The sequence below is a fragment of the Carnobacterium maltaromaticum DSM 20342 genome, from assembly GCF_000744945.1.
In the GTDB taxonomy this organism is placed as follows: domain Bacteria; phylum Bacillota; class Bacilli; order Lactobacillales; family Carnobacteriaceae; genus Carnobacterium; species Carnobacterium maltaromaticum.
In genome coordinates, this window is record NZ_JQMX01000001.1 from 3,134,540 (window position 1) to 3,149,790 (window position 15,251).

Genomic DNA, 15,251 nt, shown 5'->3' on the forward strand with positions numbered 1-15,251 from the left:
GTTTCATCTAGTATGGAGTTAAATCGTCGTATCGATCACACTTGCTTAAAGCCAGAAGCGACAAAAGCAGATATTTTACAATTGATTGCTGAAGCTAAAAAAGCGCGTTTTTATTCAGTTTGTGTTCAACCAATTTGGGTGGGATTAGCCAGCCAATCTTTGAAAGAAGATCCAGTTTCTATTTGTACCGTGATTGGTTTTCCATTAGGTGCCAATACAACGGAAACAAAGGTTTTTGAAGCTAAAAATGCACTCCAAAATGGTGCAGATGAATTAGATGTTGTTTTAAATATTGGTGCTCTAAAAAACGGTGAGCATGAAGCTGTACTAGAGGATCTTAAAGCAGTTATTTTAGTCGCTAAGAATCGAGCGTTAGTTAAAGTTATTATTGAAGCAGCTTTACTAACCGAGGAAGAAAAGATAGTCGCATGCCAGTTAGCAAAAGAAGCTGGCGCCAACTTTGTTAAAACTTCAACTGGCTTCGCTGCAACAGGAGCGACGCCAAGCGACGTTCGATTAATGCGCAAGGTTGTCGGTGAAACAATGGGTGTTAAAGCTTCTGGCGGTATCAAAACTGCTAAAGAAGTTCGCCTTTTAATTGAAAGTGGCGCATCCAGAATTGGAACTAGCGCAAGTGTTGCCATTTTAGCTGAAACAATCTAAAAATTTAAGCTAGCAAAGGAGTGTTTCATGGACGTGTTTAAATTAAATGAGAAGGGGACTTCTGTTAAAACCGAAATTATCGCGGGGCTAACCTCCTTCTTTGCAATATCTTACATTATTATTGTCAACTCAATCATTTTAAAAGATGCCGGTATACCGCCTGAATTAAGTGTTTTTGCAACCATATTTGTTTCAATCATCGGCTGTTTACTAATGGGATTTTTCGCTAATGCCCCAATTGTCTTAACACCAGGTATGGGAGTGAATGCTTTTTTCACCTATACATTAGTTGGAACATTAGGTTTGAGTTGGCAGGCAGCGGTTGCTGTCGTCATCATTTCAAGTGGTGTGTATTGCCTTGTTGCTTTTTCAAAACTAAGCGAACTGTTAAGTCGAGCGGTACCTGAAACATTAAAACATGGGATTACTTGCGGGATTGGTTTATTTTTAGTTGTGATTGGCTTAGAGAAAGGACATTTAATTGAAGCAGGCAAAGATACGTTTATCGTTTTAGGTGATTTAGCCAGCCCTCATGCATTGTTAGCCATATTTGGTTTAGTTCTAACGGTCATTTTACTCATTCGGAATGTTCAAGGAGGACTCTTCATTGGAATTCTTGTAACGACCATTCTTGGAAATATTCTTCAAATTAGAGATGCCAGTGAAGCCAGCTTTGCTTTAAGTCATTTAGCTGACTATCCAAGTATTTTTGCTCAAGGTGATTTTTCAAGTCTCTTTTCAGCAAAATTTTTAATGGCAGTATTTTCCTTAACCATGATTTTAGTTTTTGAATCCATGGGTCTATTGCAAGGATTATTACCAGATGCTAAAGAAAAAGACTTCAAGAAAGCCTTTAAGGCTAGTGCAGTGACGACTTTTATCTCAGGATTTTTTGGAACAAGCCCAACCATTGCGGCAGCTGAAAGTGCATCAGGTATTGAAGAAGGCGGGAAAACTGGCTTAACAGCTGTAGTTGCAGGAGCATTATTTGCTGTCAGCTTGTTCTTTATTCCCTTGCTATCCTATGTTCCACAAGCAGCCATAGCCCCTGTCATTTTGATTACGGGCGCTTTAATGATGAAAAACTTACAACATATTCAATTTGAAGACTTTACTGAATGGTTTCCAGCTTTCTTGATTTTTGTCATTATCCCCTTAACATCAAGCATTGCAGATGGATTAGCCGTCGGTTTCGTATTTTATCCACTTGTTAAAATAGTTGCTGGCAAACGTCAAGCAGTGCACCCCGCGATGTATCTAATTTCAGGTTTATTTTTAGCCTATCTAATTATGAATACTGTGATGGGATAAGAAAGGACGTTGTGTGAAATGGAAAATGAAAAATGGATTCAGCAAGCAATACTAGCTCGTGACACAGCCTACGTACCCTATTCCAAATTTAAAGTTGGAGCATGTTTAGTGACGACAGACGATCAAATGTATACAGGTTGTAATATTGAAAATGCTTCCTATGGATTATCCAATTGCGCTGAGAGAACAGCGATTTTCAAGGCAGTCTCAACAGGAGAAAGAACATTTAAACATTTAGTTATCACAGGAGACACAGACGGACCTATTGCCCCATGTGGAGCCTGTCGCCAAGTCATTGCTGAATTTTGCTCCCCAGAAATGCCAGTCACTCTTTGTAATTTAAAAGGGGACATCAAAATCACTACAGTCGCTGAACTATTACCCTATGCCTTTACAAATAAAGATTTATAAAGTGCGAAAAAGGCTGCTCTGCTCCGTTTATACTGGAAGAGAATTGAATCAATCGTGAACTTTCGATTGAGGGAATTCTTTGAAGTATACGAGGAGCAAGCCTATTGAGCCAGATTAAATAAAGTGCGAAAAAGGCTGTTCTGCTCCGTTTATACTGGAGGGAAATTGAATCAATTCTATTGAAAGGACTTGCTTATAGTGAGAAGCAAGTAACCTTTAGAAAAAAATGTAAGCGCAAGCAAACAAAATGAAAGTATGGAGGAATATCTGATGAGAAAACGTAAATTATTAGCAACTTTAACAGTGGGTTTAGGTCTAACGTTAACTTTAGCTGCATGTGGTGGGAAAGACAAGGCTAGTTCCGCAGATGGAGCAGGTGATATTAAAGGGAATACTGTTGCTTTAGTAACGGATGTTGGTGGAATTGACGATAAATCTTTTAACCAATCGGCTTGGGAAGGATTGCAAGCTTGGGGCAAAGAACACAAGGTTAAAAAAGGCAAAGATGGCTATAATTATTTACAATCGAATTCAGATTCTGATTACGTGACCAACTTAAATACAGCTGTTAACAATAAATTTAAAACTATTTTTGGCATTGGGTATAAGCTCCAACCAGCTTTAGAAGATGTAGCTAAACAAAACCCAGACACACAATTTGGAATTATTGATACAGTTATCGAAGGACAAGACAACGTTGTTTCTGTTGTATTTAAAGATCACGAAGCTGCTTTTCTAGCCGGTGTTGCTGCCGCTATGACAACTGAAACAAAACATGTCGGTTTTATCGGTGGCCAAGAAGGGGAAGTTATTGGTCGATTTGAAGCTGGTTTCCGTCAAGGGGTTGCCGAAGTTGATCCAGAAATTAAAGTCGATGTTCAATATGTCGGTTCATTTGGCGATCCAGCTAAAGCCAAATCACAAGCTGCAGCTATGTATAATAATGAGGCAGATATTATTTACGTCGCTGGTGGCGATTCTGGTAACGGTGTTTTCTCAGAAGCAAAAGACATCATGAAAGAAGAAGATAAACGTAAAGTTTGGGTAATTGGTGTCGATCGTGACCAAACAGAAGAAGGCGAATATTCAGGTGGCAATTTAACCTTAACATCGACTCTAAAAGGTGTTGGAGCCGCAGTGCAAGATATAGCGAATTTATCGATTGAAGGGAAATTTCCTGGTGGAGAAACGTTAGCTTATGGTTTAAAAGATGGCGCAATTGATTTAACCGATGGAAACCTAACTCCTGAAGTGAAAACAGCTATTAAAGACTACAAAGACAAAATCATTAAAGAAGAAATCGTTGTTGTTGAAAAACCAAGTCAATTAAAATAGGAGTGTGAGCATAGTATGGTTGATGAAAATTATGTCATTGAGATGTTAAACATCACAAAAGCATTTGGAACATTTAAAGCAAATGATAACATTAACTTAAAAGTTAAAAAAGGTGAGATTCATGCTCTTTTAGGTGAAAATGGTGCAGGAAAGTCAACGTTGATGAATATTTTATCAGGATTGCTAGAACCAACTTCTGGTGAAATTAAAATCCACGGCAAACCGGTTGTCATTAATGGACCAACTGTGGCCAATAAATTAGGAATTGGAATGGTTCATCAGCATTTTATGCTTGTTAAAAAGTTTACGGTGACTGAAAATATTATTTTAGGAAATGAACCTAGTAAAGCTGGTTTTATTGATAAAAAAGTTGCCATAAAAACAATCAAAGATCTTTCTGAACGCTATGGACTAAAAGTAAATCCATCAAAAGTTGTCGAAGATATTTCTGTCGGAATGGAACAGCGGGTTGAGATTTTAAAAACCTTGTACCGTGGAGCTGATATTTTAATATTTGATGAGCCAACAGCGGTTCTAACTCCGCAAGAAATTGATGAGCTGATTTTAATTATGCGTGAACTGGTTAAAGAAGGAAAATCAATTATCTTAATTACCCATAAATTAGACGAAATTAAAGCTGTTGCAGATCGTTGTACCGTAATTCGTCGTGGTAAAAGTATTGAAACTGTGGATGTTAAATCAACTTCACAACAAGAATTAGCCGATTTAATGGTTGGGCGCTCTGTCTCTTTTAAAACGAAGAAAGGTCCATCGCATCCAGAAAATGTGGTCTTAAAAGTTGAGAACTTAGTTGTAAAAGAAAGCCGCGGTTTAGAGGCTGTTAAGAATTTAAGTCTAGAAGTCAGAGCAGGGGAAATTTTAGGAATTGCTGGGATCGATGGCAATGGACAAAGTGAATTGATCCAAGCCATCACAGGTTTACGTAAAATTGAAAGTGGATCAATCGAACTAGAAGGTAAAGCGATTGGCAATCTGCCTCCTAGAAAAATTACCGAAACTGGATTAGGACATATCCCGGAAGATCGTCATAAATATGGGCTTGTCTTAAAAATGAGTTTAGCAGAAAATATTGCCTTACAAACGTACTATCAAAAACCTTTAAGCAATCATGGTTTTCTTGATTACCCAGCGATTAAAGAATATGCGCGTAAGCTAATCGAAGAGTTTGATGTTCGTACACCAAATGAGTTAGTTCCAGCTAGTGCTTTATCTGGTGGGAATCAACAAAAGGCGATTATTGCCCGTGAATTAGATCGAAATCCATCATTATTGATTGCAGCTCAACCAACGCGTGGGCTAGATGTAGGGGCGATTGAATACATTCATAAACGTTTAATTGAACAACGAGATCATAAAAAAGCCGTATTGTTAATGAGTTTTGAATTAGATGAAATCTTAAACTGTTCAGATCGAATTGCAGTTATGTACGATGGGAAAATTGCGGCAATTGTTGATCCTAAACAAACAACCGAGCAAGAATTAGGTCTCTTGATGGCAGGTTCATCATTAGAAAAAGCACGAGCAGCGCTACAAGCGGAAGAAGAGGAAAAAAAGGAGGCTGAACTCATTGAATCATAAGAATGAAACCCTTAGAAATATTAGTGTACCTGTCTTATCCGTTCTACTAGGATTAATCTTAGGTGCCATTATTATGTTAATTTTCGGCTATGATCCGATTTTAGGTTATAAATCATTGATTGAAGGTTCGGTAGGTTCTTCTTTTTACATTGGTGAAACCTTACGTCAAGCAACACCTTTGATTTTAACAGCGTTAGGTTTTGCGGTAGCCAATACAGCAGGTTTCTTCAATATTGGGGTTGCTGGTCAAGCGCTCTTTGGTTGGTTAGGCTCAGTTACTTTAGCTATTATGTTCCCAGACTTGCCACGTATGCTTTTAATTCCTCTTTGTTTAATTGGCGGAGCAGTAGCAGGTGCTATCTGGGCTGGAATTGCTGGCTATCTAAGAGCTTATTTTGGAACTAGTGAAGTTATTGTGACGATTATGCTGAATTATACAGCTTTGTATATTAGTAACCATATGGTACGCAATGTCTTAACGAATGCAGATGACGCAACGCCACGTATTTCAGATAATGCAACCTTACGTTCAGGCTTTTTGGCGAATATAACGGATAATTCCACGCTTCATTACGGATTATTTATTGCGATTATTATGTGTATTGTCATGTGGATCTTTATGAATAAAACAACTGCAGGATATGAATTACGAGCAGTTGGCTTAAATTCTTTTGCTGCAGAATACGCAGGTATGAGTGCCAAGAAAAATATCGTGATGGCGATGGTTATTTCTGGAGCATTAGCCGGTTTAGGTGGAAGTATGGAAGGGATTGGAAATTTCCAAAATATCTTTGTTATGAGTAGTATGCCAAGTATTGGTTTTGATGGTATGGCCGTATCCTTATTAGGAGCAGGAAATCCATTTGGTATTCTCGTTTCAGCGTTATTATTTGGTGCTTTGAAAATTGGTGGAATCAGCATGCCAATGGGATCAGATGTGCCAACAGAAGTAGTGGATATTGTGATTGCAGCGATTATTTTCTTCGTTGGAGCAAACTACTTGATTCGTTATTTTATGAATAAATTTAATCAACCTAAAATAAAAATTACGCCGGCTGTTACAGCTAAGAAAGAGGTGAATTAACGTGGAAAACTTTATCTCAACTTTATCAATTGTTGTCTCTTCAGCGTTAATTTATGCAGCTCCGTTAATTTTTACAGCATTGGGTGGGACATTTTCAGAGCGAAGTGGTATTGTTAACGTAGGGCTAGAAGGAATCATGGTGATGGGTGCCTTTAGTTCAATTGTCTTCAACTTATCGATGGGTGATGTGTTTGGGAATTGGACACCTTGGGTAGGATTACTTGTTGGTGGCGGAATTGGGCTGATATTCTCCCTAATTCATGCTGTTGCAACCGTTAATCTTCGAGCGAATCATATTGTTAGTGGTACAGTAATTAATATGCTAGCGCCAGCTTTGGCAATCTTTTTAACGCGCGTATTATATGAAGGACGCGGTCAAACAGATTTCATCAAATTCAATTTTGGTAAAAGCAATATTCCTTTACTAGAGCATATTCCAATCTTAGGAGATATCTTCTTCAAAGGTACCTCAGCAGCAGCTTTTGTGGCTATTTTAATTGCTGTTTTAGCTTGGTATATATTATTTAAATCACGCTTTGGTTTACGCTTACGTTCTGTAGGAGAGCATCCACAAGCAGCAGATACATTAGGAATTAATGTTTACTTGATGCGTTATGCTGGTGTTATGATTTCAGGATTTTTAGGTGGGATTGGTGGTGCTGTTGCAGCTCAATCGATTTCATTAAACTTTTCAGTCTCAACGATTGCTGGACAAGGATTTATCGCCTTAGCAGCAATGATTTTCGGTAAATGGAATCCACTAGGCGCAATGGGCGCAGCCATTTTCTTCGGATTTGCCCAAAGTTTAAGTGTAATTGGTAGTTACATTCCAATTATTAAAGACGTTCCACCAGTTGCGTTACAGATTTCACCTTATATCTTAACGATTATTGTGTTAGTTGCCTTTATTGGAAAATCACAAGGCCCTGCAGCCAATGGTGAAACGTATATCAAATCAAAATAAGAGGAAGGATGAAAAAATATGTTTAAACGTGTACATTTAATTGTAATGGATTCAGTTGGAATCGGTGAAGCACCAGATGCGGCAGCTTTTGGAGATGTTGGCAGTGATACACTGGGACATATTGCTGAAATAGCCGGCTTAACTATTCCTAATTTAGAAAAATTAGGTTTAGGCACGATTCGCCCTTTAAAAGGTGTTTCAGATCAAGCAACAAGTGGCTATGCTACAAAATTAGAAGAAGTTTCGGTTGGTAAAGATACGATGACTGGCCATTGGGAAATTATGGGATTGGATATTAAAACGCCATTCCGTGTTTTTCCAAACGGTTTTCCAGCTGAATTATTAGAAAAAATTGAGGCCTTCTCAGGTCGTAAAGTGATTTGTAATCAACCTTACAGCGGTACGGCTGTCATTGATGACTTTGGTCCAGAGCAAATGGAAACAGGCGCGTTAATTGTTTATACTTCAGCAGATCCTGTGTTACAAATTGCGGCTCACGAAGAAATTATTCCGTTAGAAGAGCTATATAAAATTTGTCAGTATGTCCGTGATATTACTTTAAACGATCCTTATATGATTGGGCGTATTATTGCTCGTCCCTATTTAGGTACACCAGGGAACTTTAAACGCACAAGTAATCGTCATGACTATGCACTCAGTCCATTTGGAAAAACTGTCTTAGATTCCTTAAAAGAAAATGGCAAAGATGTGATTGCAATTGGGAAAATCAATGATATTTTTAATGGAGCAGGCGTAACTGACTCAATCCGTACGAAAAGTAATATGGATGGAGTTGATCAACTACTAACTGTCATGAAGCAAGAATTCACTGGAATTAGCTTTTTAAATCTAGTTGATTTTGATGCACTATTTGGTCATCGTCGTGATGTTCCAGGATATGCGCAAGCAATTGAAGAATTTGATGCACGTTTACCAGAAATTTTAGCAAACCTAAAAGAGGATGATTTGTTGCTCATTACTGCAGATCACGGAAATGATCCAAGTTTCCCAGGTACAGACCATACGAGAGAATATGTTCCATTATTGGCTTATTCACCAAGTATGAAAAACCATGGTAACCTAAAACAAGGGTATTTCGCAGATATTTCAGCGACAATTGCTGAAAACTTTGCTGTTCCTGCAACTGAAAATGGCACAAGCTTTTTAGCTGAATTAAAGTAAATTAATTGGAGGAGTTCATAAAAAATGGAAAAATTGCAAGAAAAAATTAAACAAGCAGCAAGTTTTATTAGAGAAAAAGGTGTTGGCGAAATTGAAATTGGCTTGATTTTAGGCTCAGGTCTAGGTGAATTAGGCGATGAAGTTGAAAATGCGATTCAAATTCCTTATGAAACAATCCCTAATTTCCCAACATCAACAGTTGAGGGACATGCTGGTCAACTTGTTTATGGAACATTAGGTGGAAAAAAAGTGTTGGCGATGCAAGGACGCTTCCACTATTACGAAGGCTACTCTCTTGAAATGGTGACATTTCCAGTTAGAGTCATGAAAGCTTTAGGCATCCACTCAGTCATTGTAACCAATGCTGCTGGTGGCTTAAATCTTGATTTTACTCCAGGTGAATTGATGTTGATTACTGATCAAATTAACTTTACAGGCGTGAATCCATTAATTGGACCGAATGACAATGAGATGGGTGTGCGTTTCACAGATATGAGTCAAGCCTACGATAAAGAGTATCAGGAAATCGTTCGTAACGTAGCTAAAGAGATGAATTTAGATTTAAAAGAGGGCGTTTATATGGGCTTTACTGGTCCAACTTACGAAACACCAGCTGAAATTAAAATGGCTCGTGTCATTGGAGCCGATGCGGTTGGGATGTCAACAGTCCCAGAGGTAATCGTAGCGCGTCACAGTGGTTTAAGAGTCATTGGAGTCTCTTGTATTACAAACCTAGCAGCTGGCATGCAAGCGAGCTTAAATCACGCTGAGGTTGTAGAAACAACTGAACGAGTAAAAGAATCATTTAAAACATTAGTTAAAAATATTTTAGCCTCTATTTAAAAATAAGAGTAAATTGCTACCAAATAAGAAACAGTTAAATTAAGTAAGTTAGATACTTAATTTAACTGTTTTTTGTCGTATTTTTATTAAAAGTAATAAAAATGTAGGGAAATGATTAAAATAATATCATTTTCTTTCGGATACACACACAATAAATTAATGTAAATATGAAAAAAATGTGACATTAATTTATAAAATTAGTAAATTCAAGGGAATCAAAGCTTGACTCTTTAGTTCGTTACAGATAAACTTTAATCATAATTTAATTATACGTATTAAAAATAACAACAATATAACTGTTAAAAAACTAATACGCTTAAATAAAAGCTAGAATAGTTTAATTTCTTGCAAAAAGGCAGTATCAACTGATACTGCCTTTTTGCGAGAAATTAACGCGTAGCTAGAAGTGGATTTCAAACGAATCTATTTAATTATTTCGGTTTTTAAGGTGAATAGAAATAAGGGGAAGACATAATATGTCGCATTTAGGTAAAAGAGTTAAAGAGCAAAGACTTAAAAAAGGACTTACGCAAATTGAACTAGCAGAAGATATTTGTACGCAAGCCACTATTAGCAATTTAGAAAATGAAACAAGTTTGCCTTCGCTCTCAATTTTATTAGCAGTCGGAGATCGCTTAAATATAGATTTTAGTGACATTTATGAATTTGTCTCTGCAAATAGTACAAGTTATAGTGATATCTTTAAACAAGTTCAAAAATATTGTGAAACAGAAGACTATAAAGAAGCCTATAAAATCCTTAAGGAGCAAATTGATTTCAGCAAATTAGAGAGCGTCTATGAATTAAAGCAATACTATTATTACGTAGGAATCACAAGCTTACTCGGGTACCAGCGTTTTTCTGATGCTCATTACAACCTTAATTTAGCCTTATCTTCAGATTCAGGTCGAAATTTAGATTTTTTTGATGTCATGGCAACAAATGGAATTGGAATCGCTTATGATCTGATATCAGATAAAGAAAAAGCTCAAACTTATTTTGAGAAAACGCTTGTATTACTAGATGAAGTTTTATTTACTGTAAAATCTAGTCAAAATCGTTTTGAGATTGTTAAAATTTATTTTAATATAGCCAAATTTTATTCAAGCATTGAAGACTATCAGCAAGCGATTGATTTAAGTGATTTAGGCATTCGTTTACTCGAAGAAGAAAAAGCTGTATTTTATTTAGATCATCTATTTTATGAAAAAAGCTTGAATTTATCTAAGTTAGGCCAACAAGAAAAAGCAACTGAAAATTATTTTTATGCAGCAGCACTAGCTAAAATAAGTAAGAATACAGAGTTATACGGTACCATAAAAAAAGATATGGCAGAATTTAAAATCGAAGGCTACAATTATTGGGTTTAAATTAAACGGGTAACATACAAAAGAAGCTAAAGACAATAAATGTCTTAGCTTCTTTTTCTCAAGTAATTTTGTTTAATTAAAGAAAGGATTCGTGGCTTTTTCATTTCCAATCGTAGTGACCTCTCCGTGACCAGCATACACAGCTAAGGAATCAGGTAATGTGAAAAGCTGTGTAGTGATACTGGCAATGAGTTGTTCAAAATTCCCATTAGGTAAATCTGTCCGACCAATGCTACCTTTAAATAAAGCATCACCAGAAACGACAAAATCATCAAAGATAAAGCTGACGCTTCCAACAGAATGACCAGGTGTTGGCACCACCTTGAAATTGAAATCACCCAAAGTATAGTTTCGGTATGAAAATTCAAATTCAGCTGGTTGTGCACTAACAGGAGGTTGTCCTAGTGCACTTGATAAGTTTAGCTCAGGATCGGTCAACCAAGATTGCTCAAGAGGGTCAACATAGACTGGAATCGTAAAATAATTTCGAACTTCTTCTAAAGCACCAATATGATCATAATGACAATGAGTCAACAGAATAGCGATAGGTTTGATATCTAAGTCTTGGATGGCAGCAATAATTTTATCAGCATCTGCTCCAGGATCAACAATTAAGCACTCTTTTTCATTATAGATAAGGTAACAGTTTTCTTGAATGGCTCCAGTTAAAATACGTTTAATTTCTAGCATAAAATAGTAGCACCTTCTTTATTTAAGATAGCTAAAGTATACCCGATTTTCAATAAATTGTGAATGGAAAAGAAGAAAGTGAAATAAAAGTAATCATTTAAGAGATCTCTTTTTTTAAATTCGAACTAAATGTGAACAAATATCTCAAGTAGTTAAACTAAAGTAGCCCTTATTTAAGTCAATAAAAAAATGAATTTAATGAAGGATAAATGCTGATAAAATAGGGATATGCTGTAAATTAAATAGACAAATAATTTACAATGTTCTAATTTATAACTCGTTTTTGTAGATTAAATTTTTTTATTCTCGTTTTTGATAAAAAAAATATCTGAAATATTTTGTATTTTTACCCAATAAAGTATAACATTAATTATAAGAGAGAATGTTTTCTCTTGTTAAGGAGCTAAAAATCAGTGTTGGAAAAGGGGGAAGCTGATGGATAGAATGGAAAATAAAAAAACTGAGTTGGTCTATTTTAAAATTAAGCAAAAACTAGCAAACTTGATTGGAATAATTAAAGGTATTCAGGTAAAACCTTTAGTTGTAAAAAGAAAGGCAGTCAATTTTAGTGAACATTATGCCTCTCTATTTAAAGAGTTGCTAAGTCAGGTTTTGAGACAGCTAAGAGCACTACATAGTATGAATCAAGACTTTGTTTTAACTGGGGATACTTTTACGTTGCAAGAAAGAGACATATTCTATAGTTGTGGAACGTGGTCCAAAGAAAACCTAGGATATTTATTTAAACTAGAAGAAATTCAATTTTGCAAAAATTGTGATGGTAAATTGACCCGACTTTATAATGATGGTAAATATAATTTAGGTCAAAAAGGAAACTATTATAAATGTGTAAAATGTGCAAAAATGTATTCTCAAGAAGCAGTTGAAAAACTTAAGAGAAGTGAAATTTTTAAGTAGTGTAAAAGAGGAAAAATAAGTTATGTATGCTATACTTGCCCTAATATGTAGGTGTGAATCGAGCTTTTTATATAAGGAGGGAGTTAGATGTTTCATTCTGAATTGTTAACTATTTTTCCGAATTCTCAGCATCAAGCGTTAGAAAATAGTCGAAAAGAGGCTATCGCATTAAGTTTAGAAAATAATGGTGAGCTGGGATTACTAATTTCAAAAGTTGGTGGGTTTGGCTATTTTCCAAAGGATGAAACCTATCCTGTGAATAGTGATGGTCAGCCGCTACGTTTGTTAGCTCAATTAAATTTTTCTGAATTGCCACCATTAAAGGATTATCCAACCAAAGGATTACTCGCTTTTTATATAGATGAGTTTGATGACTTGCTTGGATGTGATTTTGAAAACCCGCTAAATCGAGTGGGGTATAAGGTGCTTTATTTTCCTGAATGTGATGAAGAACTCGCTTATTCTAAAGGTGAGTTGGAAGATTTATTTAGACGTTTTTCGGAAATAGAACGTTACCCAGTTGTCAATGAGGAATATCAACTAATAGGCACACTGGAAAACCAATATGTAACAGGTGACTCTGTTGAGTTTGAAGCGACTTATAAATCAGAGTTTTATAACTTTTTTGAAAAAGCTTACCCAGACCCAGATGAAGCGGAATCGAAAATGGAGGAACTTTTTGATATCGATATCAGTTCTCCTAACTCAATTGGAGGTTATCCGAGTTTTACACAAACGGATCCCCGAATTAGAATGCCAGAATTTAAAGATGATCAGCTCTTATTTCAATTAAGTAGTACAGATTACGGGAATGATGTTCAAGTAATTTGGGGAGACTCGGGGATTGGCAATTTCTTTATCCATCCTATTGATTTAGTAAATCAAGATTTTTCAAAAACTTGGTACAATTGGGATTGCTATTAAGCGCTAAACAAAAAGAACTTGAAAATTTTCAAGTTCTTTTTTTGTTTTAATAAGTTAAAGTAAAGCAATGTATTACTGGCATAATGAAGCTTTATTTTATGCTAGTTGAAATTAATCTAAGTTATAAAATAAATGTGTTTGATAGTCAGAATATAGAATCCCTTCAACTCCAGAAAAATAGAGGACTTGATGTTCGTTAGGAATACAGATCGTTTCACCAGATGCCAAAGAAATTAAATTATCAGGAATTGTCTTTAAATGACCTTTCAGGACAACTTTTTTATAAAGATTTGTACTAAAAAAACTAAAATTTGAATTAGAGCTAGTGGATAAATTCTCTAGGGTTAGGGAGTTTGCTTTTGTGAAGAGATAGAAATTCATAGTTTCATCTCGATAGATTGGCTTATCGATAATTTCAGTGTAAGGGAATCCGGCAGAGTCAATGGTATTAATCAAAAATGTTGAACAATTGTCATACAATAGATTTGCAATTTTTTTAGCGGATAGTTGCAAATTACTCACTCCTATACAATTTTCGTAATATGATATTTTTTATTTGTAATGCAAATCCATTATATCACTAATATGGAGAATAGGAAACAACTATTACCCCGAAATAGATGTATTTTTACTATTAAAGAGTATATAATAATAGAACTGAGACATTTTACTCAGTAGCTTGACCCTTGTGATATTAGTACTGATGATAGATTAATTTTAACTACTGGCGATTAGGACGATTATTTTCTCAATGATTAAATTGTTTTTATTTTTTTAATGAAAATTAGTTAAGCGTAACAGATAACAGAGTTTAACATTTGAAAAATTTAGTTGAATAAGAGATCAAGGAGTGGTTGCAAAATGATAATTTTAGGTGCTAAGCTGAAAAATGCAAGGATAGCCAAAGGATTGTCACAAAAAGAACTAGCTGAAGGTATATGTACACAAGCAACAATTAGTCAGATGGAAAATCATAATAAGGTACCAACAATGAGTATTTTTGTTGATATTTGTAAACGATTAGAAATTTCGCAAGCAGAAATTACTTCTGATGATGATTCTGAAATAAATCACACTATTTTTTTAGAAGTTTCTCTGCTATGTAAACAATATAAATTTATTGAAGCCCATGAGCGTTTAACTAAATCAATAAAGATTCACGAATTAAAAAGTAATAGTAACAAAAAGAAATATTATTACTTTTTAGGCCTTACGTATCTTTTTGGTTTAGCCAACGATGATGAGGCTCTTTTTTATTTTAATTTAGGTTTGACATTGCAGTCGAAGGAGTTAACGGTAATCGATTTATTACTAACAAATGGAATTGGAAGGGTCTATGAAATCAAAAAAGAATATGAAAAAGCTCGTATTTACTTTGATAAATCGATACTGGATATTTCCAAACTTAAAGTTCCAGTAGATACGATTTTAGTGGAGCTGATTTCTTTATATTTTAATACGGCTAAATTTTATAAAAATTATCAACGTTACTCAACAGCTATTGAGTTTTTAGAAAAAGGAATTCAATTATCTAGAACCTATTCAAACTATTATTTACTGGAATTCATTTTATATGAAAAAGGCGTTAATTTGTATCTACTAGAAAATAAAGTCTCAGAAGAAGTCAGAAAACTTTATACACTTGCTTATTCATTCAGTTTAATTAATTCTAATGCTCTCTTACTTGAAACAATTGAACAAGATGCAAAGAATTATGGGATTCAGGCAACTCAATTCTTTTAACTTAAAAAATTTCTATAGTTAGGGTTAATCTAACTCAGGCAAGCTCATATCCATAAGGTGAACAAAAAAGTCATTGTATTCGCCAGAGCGCAACAAGAATAGTTTCTGTAGACTAAATTCTTGTTGCGTTAATTTTGTCTACAATACATTTTATTTTACTGAAAAAGCAAAAATGTGTTAGACTAAATGGAGAGCAACAGGGCCAGTTTTAGTT

At 35.2% G+C, this 15,251-nt stretch carries 15 protein-coding genes; 13 read left to right on the forward strand and 2 right to left on the reverse strand.

The annotated features are described in order from the left end of the window. The first annotated feature begins 12 nt into the window (after positions 1-12). The 10 genes from deoC to BR77_RS14665 all read left to right on the forward strand — a co-directional run bounded on the left by deoC (position 13) and on the right by BR77_RS14665 (position 10,762). A complete protein-coding gene (gene deoC / locus BR77_RS14620) occupies positions 13-663 on the forward strand; it encodes a deoxyribose-phosphate aldolase (protein WP_015077283.1) in 651 nt (216 codons plus the stop codon). 27 nt (positions 664-690) lie between these two features. Next, a complete protein-coding gene (locus BR77_RS14625; protein ID WP_015077282.1) occupies positions 691-1,974 on the forward strand; it encodes an NCS2 family permease in 1,284 nt (427 codons plus the stop codon). An 18-nt stretch (positions 1,975-1,992) separates the two neighbouring features. Beyond that, a complete protein-coding gene (locus tag BR77_RS14630) occupies positions 1,993-2,385 on the forward strand; it encodes a cytidine deaminase (RefSeq protein ID WP_010051438.1) in 393 nt (130 codons plus the stop codon). A 270-nt stretch (positions 2,386-2,655) separates the two neighbouring features. Further along, on the forward strand, positions 2,656-3,720 hold the full coding sequence (locus BR77_RS14635) for a BMP family lipoprotein (RefSeq protein WP_015077281.1): 1,065 nt from the start codon (positions 2,656-2,658) through the stop codon (positions 3,718-3,720). 15 nt (positions 3,721-3,735) lie between these two features. Beyond that, positions 3,736-5,319 carry an ABC transporter ATP-binding protein gene (locus BR77_RS14640; protein ID WP_010051443.1) on the forward strand — a complete coding sequence of 528 codons (1,584 nt, stop codon included), beginning with the start codon at positions 3,736-3,738 and terminating at the stop codon, positions 5,317-5,319. Continuing rightward, positions 5,309-6,403: an ABC transporter permease gene (locus BR77_RS14645; RefSeq protein WP_010051445.1), complete on the forward strand. Its 1,095-nt coding sequence runs from the start codon at positions 5,309-5,311 to the stop codon at positions 6,401-6,403. The genes BR77_RS14640 and BR77_RS14645 overlap by 11 nt, the downstream gene beginning before the upstream one ends. A 1-nt stretch (position 6,404) precedes the next feature. Beyond that, entirely contained in the window at positions 6,405-7,367 is a 963-nt protein-coding gene (locus BR77_RS14650) for an ABC transporter permease (RefSeq protein WP_010051446.1), read from the forward strand. A gap of 18 nt (positions 7,368-7,385) precedes the next feature. Further along, the gene (gene deoB, locus BR77_RS14655; RefSeq protein ID WP_015077280.1) at positions 7,386-8,549 is read left to right on the forward strand and encodes a phosphopentomutase; all 1,164 of its coding nucleotides are present in this window, start codon (positions 7,386-7,388) and stop codon (positions 8,547-8,549) included. Between the two features lie 24 nt (positions 8,550-8,573). Then, complete coding sequence (locus tag BR77_RS14660) at positions 8,574-9,392, forward strand: purine-nucleoside phosphorylase (RefSeq protein ID WP_015077279.1); 819 nt, start codon at positions 8,574-8,576, stop codon at positions 9,390-9,392. A gap of 476 nt (positions 9,393-9,868) precedes the next feature. Further along, positions 9,869-10,762: a helix-turn-helix domain-containing protein gene (locus tag BR77_RS14665; protein ID WP_015077278.1), complete on the forward strand. Its 894-nt coding sequence runs from the start codon at positions 9,869-9,871 to the stop codon at positions 10,760-10,762. Positions 10,763-10,834: 72 nt separating this feature from the next. Here BR77_RS14665 and BR77_RS14670 read toward each other — a convergent pair whose 3' ends face one another. After that, the gene (locus BR77_RS14670) at positions 10,835-11,452 is read right to left on the reverse strand and encodes an MBL fold metallo-hydrolase (RefSeq protein ID WP_015077277.1); all 618 of its coding nucleotides are present in this window, start codon (positions 11,450-11,452) and stop codon (positions 10,835-10,837) included. A gap of 435 nt (positions 11,453-11,887) precedes the next feature. Here BR77_RS14670 and BR77_RS14675 point away from each other — a divergent pair, with 435 nt between their 5' ends. Both BR77_RS14675 and BR77_RS14680 read left to right on the forward strand, forming a co-directional pair. Beyond that, positions 11,888-12,370 (forward strand): hypothetical protein, encoded by a 483-nt coding sequence (locus BR77_RS14675; protein WP_015077276.1) that lies wholly within the window; start codon positions 11,888-11,890, stop codon positions 12,368-12,370. An 87-nt stretch (positions 12,371-12,457) separates the two neighbouring features. Next, positions 12,458-13,294, forward strand: a complete 837-nt coding sequence (locus tag BR77_RS14680; RefSeq protein ID WP_015077275.1) for a YwqG family protein — start codon at positions 12,458-12,460, stop codon at positions 13,292-13,294. 111 nt (positions 13,295-13,405) lie between these two features. Here BR77_RS14680 and BR77_RS14685 read toward each other — a convergent pair whose 3' ends face one another. Continuing rightward, positions 13,406-13,807 carry a hypothetical protein gene (locus BR77_RS14685; RefSeq protein WP_015077274.1) on the reverse strand — a complete coding sequence of 134 codons (402 nt, stop codon included), beginning with the start codon at positions 13,805-13,807 and terminating at the stop codon, positions 13,406-13,408. Positions 13,808-14,155: 348 nt separating this feature from the next. On the opposite strand from BR77_RS14685, the gene BR77_RS14690 reads away from it, so the two are divergent. Further along, on the forward strand, positions 14,156-15,037 hold the full coding sequence (locus BR77_RS14690) for a helix-turn-helix transcriptional regulator (RefSeq protein ID WP_015077273.1): 882 nt from the start codon (positions 14,156-14,158) through the stop codon (positions 15,035-15,037). The last annotated feature ends 214 nt before the right edge of the window (positions 15,038-15,251 follow it).